This window comes from Diaphorobacter sp. LR2014-1 (assembly GCF_002916785.1).
GTDB classification, from domain to species: domain Bacteria; phylum Pseudomonadota; class Gammaproteobacteria; order Burkholderiales; family Burkholderiaceae_C; genus Diaphorobacter; species Diaphorobacter nitroreducens.
This window is the reverse complement of record NZ_MTBE01000010.1, coordinates 57,633-83,292: the sequence shown is the minus strand read 5'-3', so window position 1 is coordinate 83,292 and position 25,660 is coordinate 57,633. Positions and strand designations below refer to the sequence as shown.

At 66.9% G+C, this 25,660-nt stretch carries 26 protein-coding genes; 11 read left to right on the top strand and 15 right to left on the bottom strand.

The genetic code is table 11. From position 1 onward, the window contains the following. Window positions 1–10: 10 nt before the first annotated feature. Window positions 11–340 carry a flagellar transcriptional regulator FlhD gene (gene flhD / locus BV908_RS10155; RefSeq protein WP_011806037.1) on the bottom strand — a complete coding sequence of 110 codons (330 nt, stop codon included), beginning with the start codon at window positions 338–340 and terminating at the stop codon, window positions 11–13. A gap of 304 nt (window positions 341–644) precedes the next feature. Then, entirely contained in the window at window positions 645–1,121 is a 477-nt protein-coding gene (gene bfr / locus BV908_RS10150) for a bacterioferritin (protein ID WP_011806036.1), read from the bottom strand. A gap of 237 nt (window positions 1,122–1,358) precedes the next feature. Here bfr and ahpC point away from each other — a divergent pair, with 237 nt between their 5' ends. Both ahpC and ahpF read left to right on the top strand, forming a co-directional pair. Further along, window positions 1,359–1,922 carry an alkyl hydroperoxide reductase subunit C gene (gene ahpC / locus BV908_RS10145; RefSeq protein WP_015913767.1) on the top strand — a complete coding sequence of 188 codons (564 nt, stop codon included), beginning with the start codon at window positions 1,359–1,361 and terminating at the stop codon, window positions 1,920–1,922. 105 nt (window positions 1,923–2,027) lie between these two features. Next, on the top strand, window positions 2,028–3,584 hold the full coding sequence (ahpF, locus tag BV908_RS10140) for an alkyl hydroperoxide reductase subunit F (RefSeq protein ID WP_103738042.1): 1,557 nt from the start codon (window positions 2,028–2,030) through the stop codon (window positions 3,582–3,584). A 100-nt stretch (window positions 3,585–3,684) separates the two neighbouring features. On the opposite strand, the gene BV908_RS10135 is transcribed toward ahpF, so the two are convergent. Continuing rightward, on the bottom strand, window positions 3,685–4,515 hold the full coding sequence (locus BV908_RS10135; RefSeq protein WP_011806033.1) for a pyruvate, water dikinase regulatory protein: 831 nt from the start codon (window positions 4,513–4,515) through the stop codon (window positions 3,685–3,687). 223 nt (window positions 4,516–4,738) lie between these two features. Here BV908_RS10135 and ppsA point away from each other — a divergent pair, with 223 nt between their 5' ends. The 4 genes from ppsA to BV908_RS10115 all read left to right on the top strand — a co-directional run bounded on the left by ppsA (window position 4,739) and on the right by BV908_RS10115 (window position 10,157). Continuing rightward, a complete protein-coding gene (gene ppsA, locus BV908_RS10130) occupies window positions 4,739–7,129 on the top strand; it encodes a phosphoenolpyruvate synthase (RefSeq protein ID WP_103738041.1) in 2,391 nt (796 codons plus the stop codon). A 26-nt stretch (window positions 7,130–7,155) separates the two neighbouring features. After that, the gene (locus BV908_RS10125; protein ID WP_047350522.1) at window positions 7,156–7,473 is read left to right on the top strand and encodes a DUF4212 domain-containing protein; all 318 of its coding nucleotides are present in this window, start codon (window positions 7,156–7,158) and stop codon (window positions 7,471–7,473) included. Then, complete coding sequence (locus tag BV908_RS10120; protein ID WP_103738040.1) at window positions 7,466–9,553, top strand: VC_2705 family sodium/solute symporter; 2,088 nt, start codon at window positions 7,466–7,468, stop codon at window positions 9,551–9,553. The genes BV908_RS10125 and BV908_RS10120 overlap by 8 nt, the downstream gene beginning before the upstream one ends. Before the next feature lie 136 nt (window positions 9,554–9,689). Further along, window positions 9,690–10,157 carry a hypothetical protein gene (locus BV908_RS10115; RefSeq protein WP_103738039.1) on the top strand — a complete coding sequence of 156 codons (468 nt, stop codon included), beginning with the start codon at window positions 9,690–9,692 and terminating at the stop codon, window positions 10,155–10,157. A 114-nt stretch (window positions 10,158–10,271) separates the two neighbouring features. Here the strand turns inward: BV908_RS10115 and efp are convergent, their stop codons facing one another. The 3 genes from efp to BV908_RS10100 all read right to left on the bottom strand — a co-directional run bounded on the left by efp (window position 10,272) and on the right by BV908_RS10100 (window position 13,001). After that, window positions 10,272–10,826, bottom strand: coding sequence for an elongation factor P (gene efp, locus BV908_RS10110; protein ID WP_011806028.1), 555 nt, complete (start codon window positions 10,824–10,826; stop codon window positions 10,272–10,274). A 166-nt stretch (window positions 10,827–10,992) separates the two neighbouring features. Then, window positions 10,993–12,105, bottom strand: a complete 1,113-nt coding sequence (earP, locus tag BV908_RS10105) for an elongation factor P maturation arginine rhamnosyltransferase EarP (protein ID WP_103738038.1) — start codon at window positions 12,103–12,105, stop codon at window positions 10,993–10,995. Beyond that, window positions 12,102–13,001: a LysR family transcriptional regulator gene (locus tag BV908_RS10100; protein WP_103738037.1), complete on the bottom strand. Its 900-nt coding sequence runs from the start codon at window positions 12,999–13,001 to the stop codon at window positions 12,102–12,104. Before BV908_RS10100 ends, earP begins: the two co-directional genes overlap by 4 nt. A 120-nt stretch (window positions 13,002–13,121) precedes the next feature. On the opposite strand from BV908_RS10100, the gene BV908_RS10095 reads away from it, so the two are divergent. The 5 genes from BV908_RS10095 (at window position 13,122) to BV908_RS10075 (ending at window position 17,985) form a co-directional block, all read left to right on the top strand. After that, window positions 13,122–14,354, top strand: coding sequence for a CoA transferase (locus BV908_RS10095; protein ID WP_103738036.1), 1,233 nt, complete (start codon window positions 13,122–13,124; stop codon window positions 14,352–14,354). Then, window positions 14,351–15,325, top strand: coding sequence for a hydroxymethylglutaryl-CoA lyase (locus tag BV908_RS10090; protein ID WP_088886386.1), 975 nt, complete (start codon window positions 14,351–14,353; stop codon window positions 15,323–15,325). The genes BV908_RS10095 and BV908_RS10090 overlap by 4 nt, the downstream gene beginning before the upstream one ends. Before the next feature lie 36 nt (window positions 15,326–15,361). Then, the gene (locus BV908_RS10085; protein ID WP_103738035.1) at window positions 15,362–16,363 is read left to right on the top strand and encodes a tripartite tricarboxylate transporter substrate binding protein; all 1,002 of its coding nucleotides are present in this window, start codon (window positions 15,362–15,364) and stop codon (window positions 16,361–16,363) included. A 50-nt stretch (window positions 16,364–16,413) separates the two neighbouring features. Further along, window positions 16,414–17,400, top strand: coding sequence for a tripartite tricarboxylate transporter substrate binding protein (locus BV908_RS10080; protein WP_103738053.1), 987 nt, complete (start codon window positions 16,414–16,416; stop codon window positions 17,398–17,400). Window positions 17,401–17,466: 66 nt separating this feature from the next. Beyond that, window positions 17,467–17,985: a YgjP-like metallopeptidase domain-containing protein gene (locus BV908_RS10075; protein WP_103738052.1), complete on the top strand. Its 519-nt coding sequence runs from the start codon at window positions 17,467–17,469 to the stop codon at window positions 17,983–17,985. Window positions 17,986–18,052: 67 nt separating this feature from the next. Here the strand turns inward: BV908_RS10075 and murI are convergent, their stop codons facing one another. The 9 genes from murI to rpsU form a co-directional block, all read right to left on the bottom strand. Next, entirely contained in the window at window positions 18,053–18,928 is an 876-nt protein-coding gene (gene murI / locus BV908_RS10070) for a glutamate racemase (RefSeq protein ID WP_103738034.1), read from the bottom strand. A 297-nt stretch (window positions 18,929–19,225) separates the two neighbouring features. Continuing rightward, entirely contained in the window at window positions 19,226–20,434 is a 1,209-nt protein-coding gene (locus tag BV908_RS10065; protein WP_103738033.1) for an IS4-like element ISBvi1 family transposase, read from the bottom strand. A gap of 330 nt (window positions 20,435–20,764) precedes the next feature. Beyond that, window positions 20,765–21,196, bottom strand: coding sequence for a GFA family protein (locus BV908_RS10060; protein ID WP_047350515.1), 432 nt, complete (start codon window positions 21,194–21,196; stop codon window positions 20,765–20,767). Window positions 21,197–21,221: 25 nt separating this feature from the next. Next, on the bottom strand, window positions 21,222–21,866 hold the full coding sequence (locus BV908_RS10055) for a DUF938 domain-containing protein (RefSeq protein ID WP_103738032.1): 645 nt from the start codon (window positions 21,864–21,866) through the stop codon (window positions 21,222–21,224). 11 nt (window positions 21,867–21,877) lie between these two features. Continuing rightward, on the bottom strand, window positions 21,878–22,861 hold the full coding sequence (gene dmeF / locus BV908_RS10050; RefSeq protein ID WP_210434010.1) for a CDF family Co(II)/Ni(II) efflux transporter DmeF: 984 nt from the start codon (window positions 22,859–22,861) through the stop codon (window positions 21,878–21,880). Next, entirely contained in the window at window positions 22,858–23,130 is a 273-nt protein-coding gene (locus BV908_RS10045; RefSeq protein ID WP_011806016.1) for a metal/formaldehyde-sensitive transcriptional repressor, read from the bottom strand. The genes dmeF and BV908_RS10045 overlap by 4 nt, the downstream gene beginning before the upstream one ends. Window positions 23,131–23,332: 202 nt before the next feature. Further along, a complete protein-coding gene (locus BV908_RS10040) occupies window positions 23,333–24,427 on the bottom strand; it encodes a tartrate dehydrogenase (RefSeq protein WP_103738031.1) in 1,095 nt (364 codons plus the stop codon). A 337-nt stretch (window positions 24,428–24,764) separates the two neighbouring features. Next, complete coding sequence (locus BV908_RS10035) at window positions 24,765–25,226, bottom strand: GatB/YqeY domain-containing protein (RefSeq protein WP_103738030.1); 462 nt, start codon at window positions 25,224–25,226, stop codon at window positions 24,765–24,767. Between the two features lie 97 nt (window positions 25,227–25,323). Further along, on the bottom strand, window positions 25,324–25,536 hold the full coding sequence (gene rpsU, locus BV908_RS10030) for a 30S ribosomal protein S21 (RefSeq protein WP_007833691.1): 213 nt from the start codon (window positions 25,534–25,536) through the stop codon (window positions 25,324–25,326). Between the last annotated feature and the right edge of the window lie 124 nt (window positions 25,537–25,660).

Sequence of the window (25,660 nt, the reverse complement as noted above, 5' to 3'; positions counted from 1 at the left end):
GCGTGGGACTTCAGAGCACTTCGGAGACGCGGCTGGCCATCAGGATGTTGGCGTGCAGCGTGTTGGTGGCTTCGCTGGCGGCTTTGCGCGGCGTGTTGTGGCTGGTCAGCAGGCTCCACACCAGTTCGTCGTCCACGCGGAAGCTGCACAGCAGCGTGTTGCGCGAGGCCAGCTTGAGCACCTGTGCGGCGGACAGCGATGCCAGAATGTCGGCCGCTTCTTCGTTCAGCCCCAGACGGAAAACGGCTTCGGCCTTGTCTTGGCGGATCAGGGTCTGCGCCAGCATCAGGTAAGTGAGGTTGGCTTCGCGGATTTCGGCGAGCAGTTGTTCGGAGGTCATGGGGCAATCCTTTCCAAGAGGGGATCACTGCGTTGCATAACGTTGCATGTGTTGCGTGATCCGATGAAATGGATTGTGAAACCGGGGCAAAAAGAAATTAAGTCGGGGTTCGGCGCTGCGTGGCGTCTGGCGGATGAGCAGCCTTTGTAGGAATTTGCCTTACAGCGGAGTCGGCGTGTGGCGCGTGTTTGCGGTAGTGGTTTCGCCGATACAGGCATGAAAAAACGGGCCGCAGCCCGTTGGATGGAGTGCACGCGGTCGTGCGCAGGGTGGAAGGCACCGTGTCAGGCGCCTGGCGCCTGGCTCAGTCGGCGTCGCCCATCTGGGACTGCAGGTAGTTCTGCAGCCCGACCTTGGCGACCAGTTCGATCTGGGTTTCCAGAAAATCGATGTGCTCTTCGGTGTCTTCGAGGATGTCTTCCAGCAGTTCGCGCGAGACATAGTCGCGTACGGACTCGCAGTAGGCAATGCCTTCCTTGATGGTGGCCTGCGCTCCGCGCTCGGCGCGCAAATCGCATTCCAGGATCTCGGGTACGTCTTCGCCCACCTGCAGCTTGGCCAGGTCCTGCAGGTTGGGCAGGCCGTCCAGCATGAAGATGCGGTCCATCAGCCGGTCGGCGTGCTTCATCTCGCCGATGGACTCGTCGTATTCCTTCTTGGCCAGCTTGTCGAAGCCCCAGTGCTTGAGCATGCGGTAGTGCAGGAAGTACTGGTTGATGGCCGTGAGCTCATTCTTCAGCTGGGCCTGCAGGTGTGCGATGACTTGCGCGTCGCCTTTCATGGGGCTTCTCCTTTCAGTCAGAAAGGGGCATTGTCATGACCCTGGCACCAGGGGGCAAGACAATGCCCCTGCATGCAGGCTTTGCCTGCGTGTGATGCTGAGTCGTGTTCTCGAATGGAATGAGTTGATAGTCAATATCAATTCAATTGATGTGTTCAATTTATTGGATTTATCATTCGATCCGGCCTAGACTTCAGTCTTGTTCTAGCCCATCAACCTAAGTAAGAGGAAACAGCAATGTCCGTGCTTAACACCACTATCAAGCCTTTCAAGACGCAAGCCTTCAAGAACGGCAAGTTTGTCGAAGTGACCGAGAAGGACGTCCTGGGCAAGTGGGCCGTGTTCTTCTTCTACCCGGCCGACTTCACCTTCGTGTGCCCCACCGAGCTGGGCGACGTGGCCGACCACTACGACGAGCTGCAGAAGCTGGGTGTTGAGGTGTACTCCGTGTCCACCGACACGCACTTCGTGCACAAGGCATGGCATGACGCCTCCGACACGATCCGCAAGATCAAGTACACCATGCTGGGCGACCCCACCTGGCAAATCAGCCAAAACTTCGACTGCCTGCGCGAAGGCCAGGGCCTGGCAGACCGCGCCACGTTCATCGTGGACCCCCAGGGCGTGATCCAAGCGATGGAAATCACCGCCGAAGGCATCGGCCGCAACGCCGCCGATCTGCTGCGCAAGGTCAAGGCTGCCCAGTACGTGGCCAGCCACCCCGGTGAAGTGTGCCCCGCCAAGTGGGAAGAGGGCGCCAAGACGCTGGCTCCTTCGCTGGACTTGGTCGGCAAGATCTAAGCTGGCACCAGCCGCGTTCAGCCGCCGCGGCGGCTGACCAAGACGCCCGGGTGCCAGGCGCCCGGGTTTTTTTTGCCCATAACTAGATTGATTAGGAGTAACCCTATGCTCGACGCCAACCTCCAAGCCCAATTGAAAGCCTATCTGGAGCGCCTGCAGCGCCCGGTGGAGCTGGTCGCCACGCTGGACGATGGCGCCACTTCCCAAGAGCTGCGGGAGCTGCTCCAGGAGATTCGCTCCCTCTCCGACAAGATCACCGTGGTCGAGAAGAACGACGCGCCCGTGCGCAAGCCGTCCTTCCTGATCACCAACCCCGGCGTGGACACCGGCGTGCGTTTCGCGGGCGTCCCCCTGGGCCATGAGTTCACCTCGCTGGTGCTGGCGCTGCTGCAGGTGGGCGGCCATCCCTCCAAGGAATCAGCGGACCTGCTGGAGCAGGTGAAGAACCTGGACGGCGATTTCCATTTCGAGACGTACTACTCGCTGTCCTGCCACAACTGCCCCGACGTGGTCCAGGCCCTGAACCTGATGAGCGTGCTCAACCCGCGCATCACGCACACGGCCATCGACGGCGCCGTGTTCCAGGACGAGATCAAGGAACGCCAGATCATGGGCGTGCCCACGGTGTTCCTGAACGGCAAGAATTTCGGCCAGGGCCGCATGGAGCTGGCGGAGATCGTCGCCAAGATCGACAGCGGCGCCCATGCCCGCGTGGCCGCCAAGCTCAATGCCATGGAGCCGTTCGACGTGCTGGTGGTCGGCGGTGGTCCCGCCGGTGCCGCGGCCGCCGTGTATGCGGCGCGCAAGGGCATTCGTACCGGCGTGGTGGCCGAGCGTTTCGGCGGCCAGGTGCTGGATACGGTGGACATCGAGAACTACATCTCGGTCAGCAAGACCGAGGGCCCGAAGTTCGCCATCGCGCTGGAGCAGCACGTCAATGACTACGACGTCGAGGTGATGAACCTGCAGCGCGCCAAGGCCCTCAAGCCCGCCGCAACCGAAGGCGGCCTGGTGGAAATCGAACTCGAAAACGGCGCAACGCTCAAGAGCAAGACCGTGATCCTGTCGACCGGCGCGCGTTGGCGCAACATGAACGTGCCGGGCGAGGAGCAGTACCGCACCAAGGGCGTGACGTACTGCCCGCACTGCGACGGCCCGCTGTTCAAGGGCAAGGACGTGGCGGTCATCGGCGGCGGCAACTCGGGCGTGGAGGCCGCGATCGACCTGGCCGGCATCGTCAAGAGCGTGACGGTGCTGGAGTTCGCCAGCGATTTGAAGGCCGATGGCGTGCTGCAGAAAAAGCTGCGCAGCCTGCCCAACGTGACGGTCATCCTGAACGCCCAGACCACGGAAGTGAATGGCGACGGCAGCAAGGTCACCGGCCTGACCTACAAGGACCGCACGACGGACGAGGCCAAGACCGTGGCGGTCGAGGGCATCTTCGTGCAGATCGGTCTGTTGCCCAACACCGACTGGCTCAAGGGCACGGTGGACCTGACGCGCTTTGGCGAGATCATCATCGACGCCCGGGGCCACACCAACGTGCCGGGCGTGTTCGCCGCGGGAGACTGCACCAACGTGCCGTACAAGCAGATCATCATCGCCGCAGGGGCGGGCGCGACGGCGGCCTTGTCGGCCTTCGACCACCTGATTCGCCACTGATATCTAAGCCAAATTGGCCTTTAGCGCTTACCGGTCAAGCGCTGATAGCTATCAAAAACAAAGCGCCTTTCGGGGCGTTTTTGTTTTGATGCAGGGGCGGTCAGTACTGCAGCCGTTCCGGCCGCACCTCCTGCAGGATGGTGGTCGCGATCTCCTCGATGCTCTTGGTGGTGGTGGACAGCCAGCGAATGCCCGAGCGGCGCATCATCGCCTCGGCCTCGGCCACCTCGTTGCGGCAGTTCACCAGATCGGCGTACCGGGAGCCGGGGCGCCGCTCATTGCGGATCTGCGACAGCCGTTGCGGGTCGATCGTCAGGCCGAAGATCTTCTTGCGGTGCGGCACCAGTGCGGGCGGCAGTTGGCGGCGCTCGAAGTCCTCGGGGATCAGTGGATAGTTGGCCACTTTCAGGCCGCACTGCATGGCCAGGTACAGGCTCGTGGGCGTCTTGCCGCTGCGCGACACGCCGATCAGGATCACGTCCGCACCCGACAGGTCGCGGTGGCTTTGGCCGTCGTCGTGGTCCAGGCTGAAGTTGATGGCTTCGATGCGGTCGCTGTATTCCTTGGACACGCTGATGTCCGAGAAACGCCCCACGCGGTGGTGTGACTTCACGCCCAGCTCGGACTCCAGCGGGCGGATGAAGGTGCCGAACATGTCCAGCAGCATGCCCCTGCAGCCGTCCTCGATGATCTTGAGCACGCTCATGTTCACCAGCGTGGTGAACACGATGGGCTTCTTGCCCTCCAGCTCGGCCGTGTGGTTGATCTGGCGCACCACCTGGTGCGCCTTGTCCTCGGTATCGATGAAGGGCAGGCGCACGTGGCGCGGGCGGATGTCGAACTGCGCCAGGATGGCATTGCCGAAGGTCTCGGCCGTGATGCCGGTGCCGTCGGAGATATAGAACACGGTGCGCGTGTGCGTGGCAAGCATGGGAAAGGAAGAGCGGGAAGGAGAGCGTGGTGATGCGATGGCGCGTGCGCTGCGGCGGGCAGCCCGCCTACAATGGCGCCCATTATTCCCAATTTCTCCCCATGCACCGCGCCGGCCCACAACCACAACAGCAAAGCCGTGGCCGCTGCATGAGCGACGACTGCCCGCCTTCCCTTGACGCGACGGTGGGCGCAGACCGGTTTTTAAACTCTGGAGCTTTCCCATGTCTGCACGTTTCGAGGCGACCGCCCTGGTCGTACCGTTTGAGAACCTGAGAATGAGCGACGTCGAGGTCGTTGGCGGCAAGAACGCCTCCCTCGGCGAGATGATCTCCCAACTGCCCCAGGGGGTGCGCGTGCCCACGGGCTTCGCCACCACCGCGCATGCGTTCCGCGAGTTCCTCAAGTACGAAGGCCTGCACGACCGCATCAGCCAGCGCCTGGCCGCGCTGGACGTGGACGACGTGCGCGCGCTGGCCGAGGCCGGCGCCGAGATTCGCGGCTGGGTGGAAAGCCAGCCGTTCCCCGCCGACCTGGAAAAGGCCGTGCGCGAGGCATTTGCCGCGCTGTCGGCGGGTAACGACCAGGCCAGCTTCGCCGTGCGCTCCTCCGCCACGGCCGAGGACTTGCCCGATGCCTCCTTTGCCGGTCAGCAGGAGACCTTCCTGAACGTGGTGGGCATCGAAGCCGTGCTGCACAAGATGAAGGAAGTGTTCGCGTCGCTGTACAACGACCGCGCCATCTCCTACCGCGTGCACAAGGGTTTTGCCCATGACGTGGTGGCCCTGTCGGCGGGCGTGCAGCGCATGGTGCGCTCCGACCTGGGCGCGGCCGGGGTGATGTTCACCATCGACACGGAAAGCGGCTTCGAGGACGTGGTGTTCATTACCTCCAGCTACGGCCTGGGCGAAACCGTGGTGCAGGGCGCCGTGAACCCCGACGAGTTCTACGTGCACAAGCCCATGCTCCAGGCCGGCAAGCAGGCCGTGATCCGCCGCAACCTGGGCTCCAAGCTGATCCAGATGGTGTTCTCCACGGCGCAGGAAAAGGCCGCCAGCGGCAAGCTGGTGAAGACCACCGAGGTGGCAACCGAGCTGCGCAATCGCTACTCGCTGACCGACGCCGAGATCGAGCAACTGGCCCACTACGCGCTGGTGATCGAGCAGCACTACGGCCGCCCCATGGACATCGAGTGGGGCAAGGACGGCACTGATGGCCAGCTCTACATCCTCCAGGCGCGCCCTGAGACGGTGAAGAGCCAGGCCAAGGGCCAGGCCGAGCAGCGCTTCAAGCTCAAGGGCCACGGCCCGGTGCTGGCCGAAGGCCGCGCCATCGGCCAGAAGATCGGCACCGGCCCGGTGCGACTGGTCAACGACATCGCCGAGATGGACAAGGTGCAGCCCGGCGACGTGCTGGTCACCGACATGACCGACCCCAACTGGGAGCCGGTGATGAAGCGCGCCAGCGCCATCGTGACCAACCGGGGCGGGCGCACCTGCCACGCGGCCATCATTGCGCGCGAGCTGGGCATTCCGGCCGTGGTGGGCTGCGGCCACGCCACCGACGTGCTCAAGGACGGCACGCTGGTCACCGTGAGCTGCGCTGAGGGCGACACCGGCCGTATCTACGACGGCCTGCTCGAGACCGAGGTGACCGAGGTGCAGCGCGGCGAGATGCCGCCCATCTCCACCAAGATCATGATGAACGTGGGCAATCCGCAGCTGGCCTTCGACTTCGCCCAATTGCCCAACGAAGGCGTGGGCTTGGCGCGCCTGGAGTTCATCATCAACAACAACATTGGCGTGCACCCGAAGGCCATCCTGGACTACCCCGCCGTGGATGCCGACCTGAAGAAGGCCGTGGAGAGCGTGGCGCGCGGCCATGCCAGCCCGCGCGCGTTCTACGTGGACAAGGTGGCCGAGGGCGTGGCGACCATCGCCGCCGCGTTCTGGCCCAAGCCCGTCATCGTGCGCCTGTCGGATTTCAAGTCCAACGAGTACCGCAAGCTCATCGGCGGCAGCCGCTACGAACCCGAGGAAGAGAACCCCATGCTGGGCTTCCGTGGCGCAGCGCGCTACGTGAGCCAGGACTTCGGCGAGGCCTTCGCCATGGAGTGCGAGGCCATCAAGCGCGTGCGCAACGACATGGGCCTGACCAACGTGCAGGTCATGGTGCCCTTCGTGCGTACGCTGGGCCAGGCCGAGCGCGTCACCAAGCTGTTGGCACAGCACGGCCTGCAGCGCGGCGAGAACGAGCTCAAGCTCATCATGATGTGCGAGATCCCGAGCAACGCGATATTGGCCGAGCGCTTCCTGGAGTACTTCGACGGCTTCTCCATCGGCTCCAACGACCTGACCCAGCTCACCCTGGGCCTGGACCGCGACTCGGGCCTGGAACTGCTGGCCGCCGACTTTGACGAGCGCGACCCGGCCGTGGAGGCGCTGATCCACCTGGCCATCAAGGCGTGCCGCGCGCAGGGCAAGTACATCGGTATCTGCGGGCAGGGCCCCAGCGACCATCCCGACTTTGCCCAGTGGCTGGCGCGCGAGGGCATCACGTCGATCTCGCTGAACCCTGACAGCGTGATCGATACCTGGCAGCAACTGGCGCGCTGACCGCGCCGCAGCCGCAGCCGCAGGCCATGCCCCACCGCCGGTCGCTCACGCAGGAAGAGATCGAGGGGGCGCCTTTTGCCCCCGACCTGCACGATGCACGCCACCTGTGGCTGAAGGCGGGCCTGCTGCTCGTGTGGGTGCTGGTGTCGTTCGGCACCGGCTACTTCGCGCGCGACCTGCAATTCCTGGTGGGCCCGTGGCCGTTGAGCTACTGGATTGCCTCCCAGGGGGCAGTCCTGATGTTCATTGGCATCGTCTGCGTTTACTGTGCCGCCATGAGCTACTTCGAACGGCAGGACATGGCGGCGCAGCGCGACGCTGCCACAGCCCCATCCCATGATTGAACGCGGCGGCGAGGGGCGCAGCTACATGGCGCGCCTGAACCGCATCGTGGCGCTGTACATCGCGGGGCTGCTGGGGTTCGTGGCCCTGATGGCCTGGGCCGAGCAGCGCGGGTTGTCGCGCCAGTGGATCGGCCCCATCTTCCTGTTTCTTACCGTGATGGCCTACGCCGCCATCGGCGTGTACGGCCGCACCACGGATGCGGACGAATACTACGTGGCGGGCCGCCGCATTCCGCCGTTCTACAACGGCATGGCCGCCGCCGCGGACTGGATGAGCGCGGCCTCGTTCATCAGCCTGTCGGGCGCGCTGTATCTGCAGGGCTTCTCGGGCACGCCGGAGCAGCCGGGCGGGCTGGCCTATCTGTTGGGCTGGACGGGCGGCTTCGTGCTTGTGGCCATGCTCATCGCGCCGCACCTGCGGGCGATGAACCTCTACACCGTTCCGGACTTCTTCCAGGTGCGTTTTGGCGGGCGCTGGCCACGCATCATCGCGGCCCTGTCGGCCGTGCTGTGCTCTTTCACCTACGTGGTGGCGCAGATCTACGGCGTGGGGCTGATCGCCTCGCGCCTGACCGGGGTGCAGTTCGAGATCGGCATCATGCTCGGCCTGGGCGGCGTGCTGCTGTGCTCGTTCCTGGGAGGGATGCGCGCCATCACCTGGACGCAGGTGGCGCAGTACATCGTCATCCTGCTGGCGTTCCTGATCCCGGTGTCGTGGCTGGCGTACAAGCAGCTCGGCAACCCCGTTGCTCCGGTGGTGGCGGGAGCGCAGATCGGCAAGATCACCACGCTGGAGGGCGGGCTGCTGGCCTCCGAGGTCGAGCAAGACGTGGTCGCGGCCTACCTGCAGCGCGCCGAGGATTACAAGGCGCGGCTGGCCGACGTGCCCGCCGCACTCGCGCGGGAGCGCGAAGCGGCGCGCGAGCGCATCCAGCGCCTGCGCGCCCAGAACGCCGACGTGGGGCTGATCGTGGCCGCCAGCCGGGATTTGGCCTCCATGCCGCGCGACGAGGCTGCCGCGCGCGATCGCTGGACGCGCGAGATGCGCGACAACTATGAGCGCGCCCGCGCCATGGGCGGCCTGCCGCGCCACAGCCAGGCGTTTGCGGGCGATCCGCAGGGCACCCCGCAGGAGCGCCAGGTCTTCGACGATGCGCGCCGCAACTTCCTGGCGCTGATGTTCTGCCTGATGGTGGGAACGGCCGGCCTGCCGCACCTGCTGACGCGCTACTACACGGTGCCCTCGGTGGCGGGTGCGCGCGCGTCGGTGGCGTGGTCGCTGTTCTTCATCGCACTGCTGTACTTGAGCGCGCCGGCGCTCGCCGTGCTGGTGAAGTTCGAGGTCATGAACAACCTCGTGGGCAGCAGCTTCGACCAACTGCCCAACTGGATGGCGCAATGGGCGCGTGTGGACGCCTCGCTGCTGTCCGTGGAGGACGTGAACGGCGACGGAATCGTGCAGTTCGGCGAGATCCGCTTCGGGGCCGACCTCATCATGCTGGCCACGCCCGAGATCGGCGGGCTCCCCTACGTGATCTCCGGCCTGGTGGCCGCGGGCGGGCTGGCCGCTGCGCTGTCCACTGCCGACGGCCTGCTGCTCACCATCAGCAACGCGCTGGTGCGCGACCTGTACCACCAGGAAACGCGCCGCAAGGCGTCGCCCGAGCAGCGGGTGATCCTGACCAAGTTCACGCTGCTCTCCGTGGCGCTGTCCGCGGCGTTCGTGGCGGCGCTCAAGCCGTCCGAAATCCTGCCCATGGTGTCGGCGTCGTTTTCCATCGCCGCATCGGCCTTCGTGCCCGCGATGGTGCTGGGCATCTTCTGGCGCGGTACTACGCGCCAGGGCGCGGTAGCCGGCATGCTCGCCGGCCTGTCCGTCACCGTGTATTACCTGTTGGCGCAGGTGGACAGCGTGCGCGAATGGGTGCCTTCCGCGCTGCTCGTCGATGGCTTGTGGTTCGGCATCCATCCGATTTCGGCCGGGGTCTTCGGCGTGCCGGTAGGCCTGGCTGTGGCGTGGAGCGTCAGCCTGACCACGCGACCCGTCCGCGTGCGGCCGGCTCCCGCGGACGGGCTTTAGCGCGCCGCGCCCCGCGGTTGCGCCCACGGGCGACCTGCGGTTTGACCTCATTCACAAATGGTCACATTCGTGCGACGCTGATCCCGTGCGGCGTTCCATGCCGCTTTTCCATCACGTACCAAGCGAAGAGGTGGGCATGATTCTCGTGAAAACACCGGCTGGGCAACAGGCGCTGAAGGATCGTCAGGGTGCGCTTTCGCCGCGCCAGCGCTCAGCCTTCATCCTGTTCGACGGCAAGCGCACCCTGGACCAGGTGCTGACGGCCACGGCGGCCATGGGTATCTCGCGCGAGGACGTGCAGCTCATGATCGACCAGGGGTTGCTGGAGAGCGGACCGGGAGCGCCGGCACCCGCGGCCGCAGCGCCGGCGGACGGCGCCGAGGTGCAGGTCGATGGCACGGGGCGCACGCAGCGCGAGCGCTATCAAGCCGCCTACCCGATCGCCACCGAACTTACCGCCAGCCTTGGGCTGAAGGGCTTCCGCCTGAATCTGGCGGTCGAGGGCGCTGCGGGGTATGAGGATCTGGCGGCGCTGGCTCCCAAGATCCGCGAGGCCGTGGGAGACGCCAAGTACACCAGGCTGGAGAGGGCGTTGTTCGCGTGAATGCGGCGCTGGGCGTGGCCCCTGCCGGACCCACCCAGTCCTCAATAAAAAAGGGAGCGCGCATGACACGCTCCCCTTGCATGAACAGCGTCCGCAGCCGGACGCAAGGTGTTCTTAGACGCGCTTGCGGTATTCGCCCGTGCGCGTGTCGATCTCGATCTTGTCGCCCTGGTCCACGAACAGCGGCACGGCCACTTCGAAGCCGGTGGCGATCTTCGCGGGCTTGAGCACCTTGCCGGACGTATCGCCCTTCACGGCGGGTTCGGTCCAGGTGATCTCGCGCTCCACGCTGGTGGGCAGTTCCACGGAGATGGCCTTGCCGTCGTAGAACACCACTTCGGCGGCCATGCCGTCTTCGAGGTAGCTGATGGCATCGCCCATGTTGGAGGCTTCCACTTCGTACTGGTTGTACTCGGCGTCCATCCACACGTACATCGGGTCGGCGAAGTAGGAGTAGGTGCACTCCTTCTTGTCCAGGATCACGTTGTCGATCTTGTCGTCGGCCTTGAAGACGACTTCGGTGCCCATGTTGGACAGGAGCGCCTTCAGCTTCATGCGCACGGTAGCGGCGCCGCGGCCGCCGCGGGCGTATTCGGTCTTCAGCACGATCATGGGGTCTTTGCCCTGCATGATCACGTTGCCGGCGCGGATTTCTTGAGCGATTTTCATGGCTTGCTTGGGAAGGAAAGGTTGACCGCTCCACAAGTCGGGGCGGGCGGGCGTGGCCCAGGCGTTTGCGTGAACTGGGCCGCCTTCCACCCCGGCGCATGTTCCGCGGCGGGGGCGCCGGCTGGGCACGCGAGTGCCGCCTTCGAATGGCGCAAAACCGGGGATTCTAGCTTTTCTCCGCCACAAACCCTAGTAGTAAGGTCAATAAATCCTGCTGTGCCAGCAGTCGCGCACGCGCGGACTGTATACATGCGCGCCATTCGCCCAGGGTGGCCGCGTCCAGGGGCGGCAACTCGCTGCGGGTCTCCAGACCGTTCCAGAGGGCCGACCAGCGCCGCAGCGACGCTGGTGCGTGCAGCCAGTCCAGGAAGGCCAGTAGCTTGGCGTGGTGCGCATCGTCGTGCTGCGGATAGATCTGCCACACGAACGGCTGGCCCGCCCACAGGGCGCGCACCAGTGAGTCCTCGCCGCGCACGAAGTTCAGGTCGCAGGCCCAGAGCATTTCGTCAAAGGCCGGCTGAGGGCAGGGTGGCAGATATGAAATTGATAGCTGCTCGCGCTTGCTGTATGAGCCTTTGAGGCTTTTTTGACTCTCAAACCGCTGCTGCCATTGGCGCACGGCCGCCGTGGCACGTCCGGGCGTGACCAGCAGCCGCACGTCGCTGCGCGGCCGCCATTGCGCCAGCAGCTGGGGCAGGGCGGGTGGTTCGTAGCAGAACAGCGAGATGGCGACTTCATCTGCCCCGATGCCGTGGCCGGCGCGCCAGGCGGTGCGGTCGAACGCGGCCTGGCGCGCCAGCAGGTCTGGCTCACGCAGCAGGCCGCCCGTGCGCTCGGTGAAGCCGGGGTAGTAGAACCAGCGCGTCAGGCCCGCCCCCGGGCCGCTCATGAGCGGAGACGGCAGCCGGTGGCAGCGTTCCACATAGGCCTCGGCCGACAGGTACTCCAGGTTGATCCATAAGGGTTTTGGGCCTGTAGGGTTTGTGTGGTGAGCGATGGCAGCTATGAATTGCGGAGCAATTTCGCAACCGAAGGCCTCCACCACCACGTCGCCAGGCCCGTCTGCGGGCGCCTGCGTGGGCCAGGGCAGCACCTGTACGCCAGGTGCGCCCTGCGGCGCCATCCAGGTCAGAGCGCTGGCGTCATCCACCCACAGGCGCACGCGGTGGCCGCGGCTGCCCAGATCGGCCGCCAGGCGCCAGCACACGCCGATGTCGCCAAAGTTGTCGATCACCTGGCAAAAGATGTCCCAGCGCAGGTGGGCCGTGGCCTTCGTCATGGCGCCTCCTGGGCGCCGGCGCGCAGGTGGTCCACCAGCAAGCGTGCGACGCTGGACAGCGACTCCTCCGAGCGCACGCACAGCGACAGGCGCCGCCGTGCCCAGGGCTCATCCAGCGTGATGGCGCGCAGGGCCAGCGTGCCGCGGTAGATCTGGGCGCTGCCGCGCGGCAGCACGGCCACGCCCAGGCCGGCGGACACCATCAGGCACAGGGCGTCATAGCTCGTGACCTGGATGCGCAGCTTGAGGGGCATCTCCTGCTCGGCCGCGGCGCGTGTGAGCAGGTTGTTGATGGCGCTGCCCGGATGCATGCCCACGAAGTCACAGGCCAGGGCGTCTGCCAGGCGCACGCTGCGGCGGCGCGCCAGCGCATGGCCCGCGGGGACGATGAGGACCAGCTCGTCCTCGCGGTAGGGCAGCAGGGTCACGCGCTCGCCATAACTGCCGTGGTTGAGGATGCCCACGTCGGCTGCGTTCTCGGCCACCGATTGCGCCACGGCGGTGCTGATCTGCTCCTGCAGCCGCACATCGACCTGCGGGTGCGCGGCCATGAAGCGCTGCAGTTCGCCCGGCAGGAACTGCGTGATGGCCGAGATGTTGGCCACCACGCGCACGTGGCCGCGCACGCCGGCGCGGAAGTCCTGCATCTGCGTGGCGATGCCGTCCAGGTCGTTGAGCACGCCGCGCGCCAGGTGCAGCAGGGCGTAGGCCGCAGCCGTGGGCTCGGTGCCGCGGTTGCTGCGGGAGAACAGCTCCACGCGCAGCGCGTCCTCCAGCTCGGCCAGGCGGCGGCTGGCGGCGGAGGGCGCGATGTGTTCGCGTGCGGCGGCGCGGGCGATGGCGTTTTCCTCCATCACCGCGACGAACAGGCGCAGGGAGACCGGGTCGAGCTTCATGGGCGGGGATGGTACTGCGGCGGCGGCGGGCCATGCCGGTTTGCGATGGCAGCTTCGCGCTTGAGCGTTTTGCGGCCCGGCGCGTGCGCTGCATCATGCCCGCCGGATTCCAGGAGGCATATGAAACCCGAGCAAGACACTGTCCAAGGCAGCGCCGCACCCACGCCCGCGGCACTGGCCGGCGTGCGCGTGATCGAAATGGGCCAGCTCATCGCCGGGCCGTTCTGCGGCAAGACATTGGGCGAGTTCGGCGCCGATGTGGTGAAGATCGAGGCCGTGGGCGCGGGCGACCCCCTGCGCAACTGGCGCCTCATCAAGGAGGGCACCTCCGTGTGGTGGCAGGTGCAGTCGCGCAACAAGAAGTCGGTGGCGCTGGACCTGCGCCAGGCCGAGGCGCAGGACATTGCGCGCCGCCTGATTGCCGAAGCCGACGTGCTCATCGAGAACTTCCGTCCCGGCACGCTGGAGGGCTGGGGCCTGTCGCCCGAGGCGCTGCACGCCCTCAACCCGGGCCTGGTCATCCTGCGCATCTCGGGCTACGGGCAGACCGGCCCCTATCGCGACCTGCCGGGCTTCGGCGTGATCGGCGAGGCCATGGGCGGCCTGCGCCACCTCACGGCCGAGCCCGGCCGCGTGCCGGTGCGCGTGGGCGTGTCGATCGGCGACACGCTGGCCGCGCTGCACGGCGCCATCGGCGTGATGATGGCGCTGTACCACCGCAAGGTGAACGGCGGCGCGGGCCAGGTGATCGACGTGGCCCTGCACGAGGCGGTGTTCAACTGCATGGAAAGCCTGATCCCCGAGTACAGCGCCTTTGGCGCCGTGCGCGAGGCCGCGGGCAGCGCGCTGCCGGGCATTGCGCCGAGCAACGCCTACCCCTGCCAGGACGGCTGGGTGCTGGTGGCCGGCAATGGCGACAGCATCTTCAAGCGCCTGATGGCCACCATCGGCCGCCAGGATCTGGCCGATGACCCGCAGCTGGCCGACAACGCCGGCCGCGTGGCGCGCGTGGCCGAGATCGACGCGGCCATTGGCCGCTGGACCGCCGAGCGCACCGTGGCGCAAGTCATGGAGTTGCTGGCCGCGGCGCGCGTGCCCGCGGGCAAGGTCTATACCGCCAAGGACATCGCCGAGGACCCGCACTACCAGGCGCGAGACATGCTGCTCACGCAGCGCACGCGCGACGGCTACGAGCTGCAGGTGCCGGGCATCGTGCCCAAGCTCTCGGCCACGCCGGGCACCATCCGCACCAGCGCGCCGCGCCTGGGGGACGACACCGATGCCGTGCTGGCCGAGGCGGGGCTGACGGCCGAGCAGATCGCGCTGCTGCGCAGCAAGGGAGTGATCCAATGACGACCAGCGTGTGGAACGGCGCCGGGCGGCGCATCGAGCTGTGCGACGTGGGCCTGCGCGACGGCCTGCAGATGGAGGCGCAGTTCGTGCCGACCGAGGACAAGATCGCGCTGGTGAATGCACTGTCCCACGCGGGCCTGTCCAAGATCGAGGTGACCTCGTTCACCTCGCCCACGGCCATCCCCGCGCTGCGCGACGCCGAGGTGGTGATGCGCGAGATCGAGCGCCGCCCCGGCGTGACCTACACCGCGCTCGTGCCCAACGCGCGCGGCGCGGAGCGCGCCATCGAGTCGCGCACCGACGAGCTGAACCTGGTCATGTCCGTCAGCGAGACGCACAACCTCGCCAACCTGCGCATGACGCGCGCGCAGTCGTTCGCGGCACTGGCACAGGTGATCACCATGGCGCAGGCGGCGCAGGTGCCGGTGAACGTGTCGCTGTCGTGCGTGTTCGGTTGCCCCATGGAGGGCGACGTGGCGCTGGACGCCGTGTGGGAGCATGTGCAGCGCTTCGCCGACCTGGGCGTTGCGGGCATCACGCTGTGCGACACCACGGGCATGGCCTTTCCCACGCAGGTGGGGCAGGTGGTGGCCGCTGCGCGCGCGCGCTGGCCGGGCATGGCCTTCACGCTGCACTTCCACAACACGCGCGGCATGGGCCTGGCCAATGTGCTGGCGGCCATCGATGCGGGGGCGCAGCGCTTTGACGCATCGCTGGGCGGCCTGGGCGGCTGTCCCTATGCGCCGGGTGCCACGGGCAATGTGTGCACCGAAGAAGTGGTGCATGCGCTGCAGCTCATGGGTTACGACACGGGCATTGATCTGCCGGCGCTGATTGCCACTGCGGCCCGCCTGCCCGCGCTGATCGGCCACGAGGTGCCCAGCCAGATCGTGAAGGCGGGGTGCCGGCTGGACCTGCATCCGGTGCCTGCGGGCTTTGACGCGATCCGCGAGCGCGCGCTGGCGCGGTAGCTTTCACCGCACATCCATAACGACAGGAGACAACCCATGCCTTTGACCACTGCATTCCACGGCCGCAGGGCCGCGCTGGCCTTTGGGGCCGCTGTGGGCGCACTGCTGTGCACCGCGCCCCTGGGCGCCGCCGCGCAGGACAAGTACCCCTCCAAGCCCATCACCCTGGTGGTGCCGCAGGCCGCGGGCGGCGCCAACGACGCGATTGCGCGCGTGCTGGCACAGCGCCTGGGCGAGCAGATGGGCCAGAGCGTGGTGGTGGACAACCGCCCCGGCGCGGGCGGCACGCTGGCCACGGCGGCCCTGGCGCGTACCAAGCACGATGGCTACACGCTGCTGGTCACGGCCGACAGCGCGCACGTGATCGGCCCGGCGCTCTACAAGAACCCGGGGTTTGACGCCGTCAAGGATTTCGAGCCCGTGGCGCCCGTCGCCACCGCCGGCTATGTGCTGGTGGCGCATCCTTCGTTTCCGGGCAACAACGTGGCGGACCTGATCCGGCTGGCCAAGGCCAGCCCCGGCAAGTACGCCATCGCCTCGGCTGGCAACGGCACGCTCAACCACCTGATCGGTGAGCTGCTGCAAAAGGCCGCGGGCATCCAGCTGCAGCACATTCCCTACAAGGGCTCGGCGGCGGCCGCCACCGACGTGGCGGGCGGGCAGGTGCCGCTGTCGGTGCAGAGCCTGCCCTCGTCGATCGCCTTCATCAAGGCGGGCAAGCTCAAGGTGTTGGGCGTGGTGAATGAAAAGCGCGTCGCCGCGCTGCCCGACGTGCCCACCATCGGCGAGACGCTCAAGGGCTTCGCCCAGGCACCGTGGTACGCCATGTTCGCCCCGGCGGGCACGCCCGCGCCCATCGTCGAGCGGCTGCAGGCCGAAGTGGCACGCGCGCTGGACCACAAGGATGTGGTGGACAAGCTCGCCGTCGTGGGCTGCGAGCCGTTCAAGGGCACGTCTGCCCAGCTGGGTGCGCTGGTGCAGTCCGACCTGCCCAGGTGGGCGCGCGTGGTCAAGGACACCGGCGCCACCGTGGACTGATTCTTCCATCCCGATTTCGCACAACTTTCAACAAGGAGACACGACCCATGATGACCACGCGCATCACACGCAAACATTTCGGCGCACTGGCGCTGGCCGCTCTGGCGCCGCTGGCGCTGTCCACGGCCTGGGCGCAGGGCGGCTACCCGTCGCGCACGGTGACCTTCGTCGTGCCGGCCGCCGCCGGCGGCACCACCGACATCTCGGCCCGCATGGCCGCGCAGGCGCTGGCGCCGGTGCTGGGCCAGTCGGTGGTGGTGGACAACAAGGGTGGCGGCAACGGCGCCATCGCGGCCAACATCGTCAAGCGCGCCGAGCCCGATGGCTACACGCTGCTCATGCAGTACTCGGGCTACCACGTGATCTCGCCCCATCTCGCCAAGGCACCGCAGTGGGATCAGAAGGACTTCCAGCCCATCGCCAACGTGATCTCGGCGCCGCAGATCATCGTGGTGCGCGACGGCCTGCCCGTGAAGACCCTGGCCGAGCTGGTGGCCTACGCCAAGGCCAACCCCGGCAAGCTCAACTACGCCTCGTCGGGCAACGGCTCGCTGCAGCACGTGACCGGCGCCATGCTGGAGCAGCAAGGCGGCATCAAGATGGTGCACGTGCCCTACAAGGGCACGGGCCCCGCGCTGCAGGACCTGCTGGGCGGCCAGGTGGACTTGACCTTCGGCACCGCTCCGCCGTTCATGCCCCACATCCAGTCCGGCAAGCTGCGCGTGCTGGCCGTCACGGGTAAGGAGCGCCTGGCCAGCCTGCCCGACGCCCCCACCACGGCCGAGGCCGGCTACCCGGGCGTGAACGCCACCTCGTGGTTCGCGCTGTTTGCGCCCGCAGGCGTGTCCAAGCCGGTCATCGACAAGCTGGCCGCCGACATGAAGAAGGTGGTGGAAGACCCGGCCTTCCGCAAGAAGGCGCAGGAACAGGGTGCCGCGGCCGACTACCAGGGCCCGCAGCAGCTGGGCGAGCGCGTGAAGAGCGACTTCGCCGACTGGGCGGGCGTGATCAAGAGCTCCAAGATCGAGGCGGAATAAATCCGCCCTACACTGGGCGCCCTTTGGAATGCGGCGGCACGCCTGGTGCCGCTGCCCGGCGCCCTGATGACGACAGCCCCTCTCGATCTGCCCTACCTGCGGGCCTATGCACCCGCGCTGCAGGCCCAGGCCCATGCGCTGCTGGCGCAGGGCCAACTGGGCGCGCTGCTGCAGCGCAAGTACCCCGAGGGCCACGCGGTGCGCAGCGACAAGGCGCTGTACGACTACGCCCAGGATTTCAAGGCGCGCCACCTGCGCAACGCGGGCACGGTGAACAAGGTGCTGTTCGACAGCAAGATCCACGTGGTGCGCCATGCGCTGGGACTGCACACCCACCGCACGCGGGTGCAGGGCGGGCGGCTGGCGGCGCGGCATGAGATCCGCGTGGCCGCGCTGTTCAAGCAGACGCCCGACGAGTTCCTGCGCATGATCGTCGTGCACGAGCTGGCCCACCTGCGCGAGAAAGACCATGGCAAGGCCTTCTACCAGCTGTGCACCCACATGGAGCCGCAGTACCACCAGTTCGAGTTCGACCTGCGCCTGTACCTCACGCACCTGGACGCGGGTGGTGAGCTGCTGTGGTGAAATGCTATTGAAAAAATAGCTGCCAGCGCTTGATAGGTAAGCGCTACGGCCCGTTTTGGCTTAAATATCAGTCGATCTGCAGCGCCGCGCAGTACTGCGCGGGCAACTGTAGCCAGCGTTCGGCTGCCGACTGCAGCGCGGCCAACTGGCCGGTGGTGTAGAGCTGGATATGCCCCGGCGCAGCGGGCGCGCCATCCGCCGCGTGCTCGGGTGCGAGGGCGCCGGCCTGGTCGAGGATGCGCCGGGTCTGGCGCGCCACGGGCGCACCTGTGTCGATGATCTGCACATCCGGCCCCACCAGGGCGCGCAGCATGTCCTTGGCGAACACGTAGTGGGTGCAGCCCAGCACCAGCGTGTCGATCTCGCCCGTTTTCAAGCCAAAAGTGCCCAGCGCGCCCGTGTACTGGGCGCAAAGCGCTTCTATTTTTGCCATGGATGCGGCGGCGGGCAGCGGCTCCTCGGTGCTTTGCTCGATGGCGCGCGCCAGGCCGTCGCAAGGCTGCACCGAAAAGCGCGTGCCGGCCGAATGCCCATCGCGCAGGCGCTGAAAGCGCGCGCTGCCCACCGTGCCGCGCGTGGCCAGCACGCCCACGTGGTGCGTCTGGCTGCTGGCGGCGGCGGGCTTGATCGCCGGCTCCACCCCGATGGCGGGCAGGTCGGGCAAGGCGGCGCGCAGTTGTTCCACCGCGGCGGCGGTGGCCGTGTTGCAGGCGACCACCAGCGCCTTGATGCCGTGGTGTTCGCGCAGCCAGCGGGCGATGGCCAGCGTGCGCTGCTGCACGAAGGCGTCGCCCTTGGCGTCGCCATAGGGAGCGTTGCCGCTGTCGGCCAGGTAGACGAAATGCTCGTGCGGCAGTTCGTGGCGCAGCGCCTGCAGCACGCTCAGGCCGCCAATGCCGCTGTCGAACACACCAATGGGACGGGCGGCAAGGGGCGATGTCATGGAAGGCGTGGCAAGAAATCGGGGAAAGGGCACCGCCAGGAGGGGCCGGCGCCGCACGGGCCTCCAGTATGCCCGTGCGGCGGCCGGGCTGCAGGGGTGCGCTCTAGGGCAAATACTGTTCAGATACGAAGCACCGGCACTGGCTGATGCCGCAAATGGAGCGCTGCGCCGCGATGCCGAACATTGAAGTTGCTCATCTTGCGCTTGACGCCGCGCGGGTTCAGGCGCCCACGACTGCTCACGCAGCGCCCGCGCGCGATCTCGGCCAGCAGGGCCTCGCGCCAGGCAGGCAAACGCTCAGGGGGAAACGGCCGCAGCTTGCGGCATCTTGCGCTTGATCACGCGCACGGCGTGCATGAAGCTCAGGCGATCCGGATCGAGTTCGCGCGCCCAGGCCGCCTGCGCCATCAACTGGCGAATCGCAAAGTGCGCCAGCAGCAGCCCCCACAGCTCCTGCTGCACCAGCTCGGGCGTCTTGCTGCGCAGCACCGTGCTGTTGGCGCGCAAATGCGTCTTGAACTCATCGAACACCCCCTCGATCTCCCAGCGCTCGTGGTACAGCGCGGCCAGCTCCAGGGCCGGCGCCGCATCGGGGTCCAGGAGGTTGGTCAGCAGCCGGTAGCTGCCCTGCGCCGGCGTGGCCGAGCCCTCGAGCGCGTAGTCGATCACACGCACCGTTTGCCCTGCGCGCCGCGCGCGGTCGTCGCTGTCGAACACGCGGCTCAGGTACGAGCCATCGGGCAACATCTGCTCTACCGGCAGCTTGAGGTTGGATTTGACCCGCCAGGCCAGCTTGGCGCCCGTAGCGCAGGCGGTCTGCCAGTGCTTGAAGCCGTAGAAGTTGCGGTCGGCCAGCACCAGCATCTCGGGCGTGAGCTTGGCGGGCAGCAACTGGGCGGCCATGACCTGCTCGCTGTGGCCGTAGGGTGCGATGCCGGCTGCCACCACCGCGTGCGTGCCGCATTCCACCAGGCCCAGAACGCGCGCCTGCGGGAAGGCGCTTTGGCCGCGCGAGGCGCCCGGGTAGCCGAAGAACTTGGCGTTGGCCGCCTCGTCGGCCACGTCCATGCAGCTGCCGTCCAGGGCCATCACGCGCAATCCCCGGTACCACGCCCCTGGCGCCCCCGGCGCGGCCAGCGGGCGCAGCACCCGATCGGCCAATTGGCGCATGACCTCGGGGCCCAGCCGGCTGCGCGCCTGCGAGATCGCGGACTTGCTGGCCTGCACCGCCTCAGTGTGGCCGCCGCCGAGCCATTGCAGGCCTTCGCACACCACGCGCAGCACTTCCTCCAGCGGCGCTTCGCGCCACAGCGCCAGCGCCATCACGTAATACACCACTGCCGGCGCGGGCAGCAGCCGCTCCCGCTGGCTGGCCTTGCCGGTCTCGGCCAACACTTCTTCGATCAACGTCCGTGGACACACGCTGGCCAGCACCCCGGCGCTGATCAAATGCGCAACGTCAACTCTCGACGGCAGCGTCTTGCGTGTTCTGGCCATCACCCTCATCCATTGAAGCTTCGATGGATGAGGATTATGGCTTTAAAAATACTATCTGAACAGTATTGGCTCTAGGGCCTGTTCACACTATTTTTGCCAGTGCGAATGGCGTGAAAACCGCGCCAATCTAGGCGCGTGACGACGCCAAGGCCGGGGCCTTGGCTAGGAGGGCAACGACGCGTGGCGCGGTTCTCACTCCGTTCCCTCCGGGTTGCGATCAAAAAGGGCCATTCGCGGCGTTGCCAAGCCTCGCTGGGGTAGCACCCCAGCTTCGTTTGGCGCCTTGCGCCTGGCCCTTTTTGATCGCAACGCATCTGGCAAAAATAGTGTGAACAGGCCCTAGGCCGCGCCGGGCAGTACGTACCCCTGCGGGTGCTGGGGTAGATCGTCCTGGAGGGGCCACCAGCTGCAGCGCGAGGCCACATGCATGTGGAATGCCGGCGCCGTGGCCACGGGCTCGTCCAGCAGGCCTGCGCGGATGCGCACCACGCCGGGCAGGCTGTCGCGCTGGCTGAATACTGGCGAACCGCAGATGCCGCAGAACACGCGCCGCTTGCCGGGGGAGGACTCGAAGCGCCGCAGCAGGTCCTGGCCGGCCTGGAACTGCAGCCGATCCACGTCCACCGGCAGATTGGCAGCAAACGCGCTGCCCTGCGCGCGGCGGCACTGCGCGCAGTGGCAGATCTGGATCGGGGCCAGCGGCCCGCGGATCGTGAAGCGCACGCCCTGGCAGAGGCAGGCGCCGTGGTGCAGTGGCTCGGATGGGTTCATGGCAGACGGCGAGGGGGTGTCGGCGTCACTCTACGGCAGGCTCCGCCGGGGCGGCGGTGCGGTGGAACACCAGCAGCCGGTTGTTCGCAGGCATGGCGTGGTCGTGCGCGAGCGCGAGGCCGTGCTGTGCCGCCAGTGCCACGATGTCCTCGAAGTGGCGGATGCCGCTGTGCGGGTCGCGCTGGCGCAGCCAGGCATCAAAGGCGCGGTTGCTGTCACTGGTGTAGGTGCCGCCGTAGTTGAAGGGGCCGTACAGCGCCAGCACGCCGCCGCCAGGCAGGTGGGCACGGGCCAGCGCGAACAGGCGCTGCACCAACGGCCAGGCCACGATGTGCGCGGTGTTGCTGCTGAATACCGCGTCGAACGGCCCGCTGCCAGGGTCGCCCTGCGGCCAATCGCTGTGCGCCAGGTCCAGCAGCAGCGGCGGGCGCAGGTTGGGCGCCGGGTGCTGCGCATGCCAGGCGCGTATGCCCGCGTGGTTGTCCGCCAGGTCGCTGGTCTGCCACACCAGGTGGGGCAGGCGCGGCGCGAAATACACGCTGTGCTGGCCCGTGCCCGAACCCACCTCCAGCACATGCCGCCGGTCGGCAAAGGCCTGCTGCAGCACGGCGAAGATGGGCGCCTGGTTGTTTTCGCAGGCCTGGGAGAACGGCAAGGGAGGGTGACTCATGGCATGTGTGCTCAAAGCACCTGTACTTCCACGGTGACGTGCGACAGCTCGTGCACTGGCAGCAGCAGGGCCTTGTAGTGTTGCGCGGGTTGCGGCGTGGCCGAGGCGACGGAGATGATGGCAGCAAAATGGCCCGGGCCGACCTGCCAGACGTGCAGGTCTTTCAGCGTGTCGCCCGTGGCGGCGAGGATGTCCTCGATCTCCTGGCGGACCTGCGGCCCTTCGGCCGGCGCATCCAGCAGCACGCTGCCGGCGTCACGGATCAACCCCCAGGACCAGCGGGCGATCACCAGGGCGCCCACCACGCCCATGGCCGGGTCGGCCCAGAGCCAGCCGTAGCTGCGCCCCACGAGCAGCGCCGCGATGGCCAGCACGGAGGTCAGCGCGTCGGCCAGCACATGCAGGTACGCCGCGCGCAGGTTGTTGTCGTGGCCATGGCGGCCGTGATCGTGGTCGTGGTCGGCGTGGTGATGGTCGTGCCCGTGATCGTGGCCATGGTGGTGGTGCCCCTGTCCGCCATGCAGCAGCCGGGCGGACACCAGGTTCACCACCAGGCCGATCACCGCCACGGCGATCGCCTGCTCGAAGCGGATGGGCACGGGGTTGGTCAGCCGCAGGAAGCTCTCCCACGCGATGAGCAGCGCCACGATGGCTAGCACCACGGCGCTGGCGAAGCCAGCCAGGTCGCCCATCTTGCCGGTGCCGAACGAGAAGCGTGGGTTGGCCGCATGGCGGCGTGCATACCCATAGGCCAGCGCCGTGATCAGCATGGCACCGGCGTGCGTGGACATGTGCCAGCCGTCGGCCACCAGGGCCATCGAGCCGTACAGTTTGCCCGCCAGGATCTCGGCGACCATCATGCCGGCCGTCAGCGCGATCACGAGCCACACGCGCCGCTCGTTGCGCTGGTGTTCCGCGCCCAGGAAGACGTGGTGATGGTCGGCGGGGAAGGGTGCGGGCGCGGCGCCCGCAGTGTGCAGGGTGGAGGAAGTCATTTCAGGTACGAGCGCAGGATGTCCATCATTTCTTCGCCGCCGGTGCGGCGCTCGGCGTCGGTGCGGGCGCCCACCACGTGTTCCTGCAGGTGGCCCAGCATGACTTCGGTGGTCAGACCATTCATGGCGCCGCGTGCCGAAGCGAGCTGCCGCAGCACTTCCGCGCACGCGGCGTCACCCTCCAGGGCGCGCTCGATGCCCTCCATCTGGCCCTTGATGCGCCGCACGCGTGCGATCAGCTTGTCTTTTTGCCCGTGGGTGTGGGACATGGGGTGATTCAAAAAATAGTGTGGGGGGCTATGCTAACCCGGCCGTGCGGACCGCGGCGGGAACGCGGCCATTGCGCGCAGCGGGGGCTTGCGCAATATGTTGCAGAAATGGGCTGCAGCGCTTGATGGATAAGCGCTACATGCTATTTAATTAATAGCGTAAGTCCGTTGACAAAAGCATGCCGCGCCCTGCGGGCGGGGGTTACCCGTGCGCGATGCGCGCGGCGATGGCCTCGCCCACCTGCGTGGTGCTTGCCGCACCGCCCAGGTCTGGCGTGCGCGGGCCGATTTTGATGATCTCTTCGATGGCCGCAACGATGGCATCGTGGGCCTGCCGCCCCGCACCTTGGCCGTGGGTCAGGAAGTCCAGCATCAGCGCACCGGACCAGATCATGGCGATCGGGTTGGCGATGTTCTGGCCGTAGATGTCCGGCGCCGAGCCGTGCACGGGCTCGAACAGGCTGGGGAAGGTGCGCTCGGGGTTCAGGTTGGCCGACGGTGCCAGGCCGATGGTGCCGGTGGTGGCCGGCCCCAGGTCGGAGAGGATGTCGCCAAACAGATTGGTAGCGGCCACCACGTCGAAGCGCCCCGGCTGCAGCACGAAGCGCGCGGTGAGGATGTCGATGTGCTGCTTGTCCAGCGTGACTTCGGGGTAGCCCTTGGCGACATCGTCGGCGCGCTGGTCCCACCAGGGCATGCTGATGGCGATGCCGTTGCTTTTGGTGGCCAGCGTCACGTGCTTGCGCGGGCGGCTTTGCGCCAGGTCGAAGGCGAACTTCAGCAGGCGGTTGGCGCCGTGGCGCGAGTAGACCGACTCCTGGATCACGATCTCGCGGTCCGTTCCCTCGTACATGATGCCGCCCAGCGACGTGTATTCGCCCTCGGTGTTCTCGCGCACCACGAGGTAGTCGATATCGCCGGGCTTGCGGCCGGCCAGCGGGCAGGGCACGCCCTCGAACAGACGCACGGGGCGCAGGTTGATGTACTGGTCGAACTCGCGGCGCATTTTTAGCAGCGAACCCCACAGCGAGATGTGATCGGGTACGGTCGCCGGCCAGCCCACGGCGCCGAAGAAGATCGCATCCATGCCCGACAGCTGCGCCTTCCAGTCGTCGGGCATCATCTGGCCGTGCTGGGCGTAATAGTCGCAATGCGCCCAGTCGAAGGTGTGCAGTTCCAGGTTCAGGCCGAAGCGCCGGGCGGCGGCCTGCACGGCGCGCAGGCCTTCGGGCATGACTTCCTTGCCGATGCCGTCTCCGGCGATCACGGCGATCTTGTGGGTGCGTTGCTGCTGCATGGGTGGCTTTTCAAACGATGTAAGCCCGCCATTGTTCACCGAGGAGAGCGTCCGTTCAATGTGCGCGCCCGTGTCTGCGTCTTTCGTGACGTTGGCAGGACGTTTGCCGCTGCGCACGGAATGGCGGGGGGACGCCCAATACGGGGGGCGTGCCCCGCGCGGCCCAGCGGTCTGCCAGCAGCCAGGTCTGTGGGTGTCCGAGCGGCTGTTGAGCGGGGCGTGTGCGGCGCAGCGAAAACGATAGCTACCAGCGCTTGCCAGCGAATGAACTCAATGCCAAATGGGTCTGTGATCGATACAGATCAAGCGCAAGCAGCTATGAATAGCATAGTGGCAATTAACTGCTCAGCGCGGCCTTCACGGCGGCCGACACCTGGCCCATGTCGGCCTTGCCGGCCAGGCGGGTCTTGACCACGCCCATCACCTTGCCCATGTCTCCGGGGCCCACCGTCTTGCCCAGTTCTGCGCCGACTTCGGCCACGATGGCCTTCACGGCGGTAGCCACTTCGTCGGCCGACATGCGTTCGGGCAGGTAGGCCTGCAGCACGGCCATTTCGGCCTTTTCCTTGTCGGCCAGGTCCTGGCGGCCCGCGCCCTCGAAGGCGGTGATGCTGTCCTTGCGCTGCTTGATCAGCTTGTCCACGATGGCCACGATGGCCGCGTCATCCAGCGTGATGCGCTCGTCCACTTCCTTTTGCTTCATGGCGGCCTGCAGCAGGCGGATGGTGCCCAGGCGCTCGCTGTCCTTGGCGCGCATGGCGGTTTTCATGTCTTCGGTGATCTGGTCCTTAAGGCTCATGGTGTTTCTCCAGTCAAACGGTGTAGAAAACAAAAAACCCGCGCTTGGCGTCCCTAGCGCGGGTTTTGTGGCGTCTGGTGTCAACGCCGGGCTGTGCTTAGTACAGCTTCTTGGGCAGCTGCATGCTGCGCACGCGCTTGTAGTGGCGCTTCACGGCGGCAGCCTTCTTGCGCTTGCGCTCGGCGGTGGGCTTCTCGTAGAACTCACGGGCGCGCAGGTCGGTCAGCAGGCCCAGCTTTTCGATGGTGCGCTTGAAGCGGCGCAGGGCCACGTCAAAGGGTTCGTTTTCTTTTACACGAATGGTCGTCATTAGCTAATGTTTTCCAATAGGTGCCGCTAGCGGGTTTTCGGGAAGATCGGGCCCAAAAGCCATATACGGCGGTTTTCCCCGTCTGTAACTAGTATCCGGCCGACGGGGTCATGCCAGCAGAGCC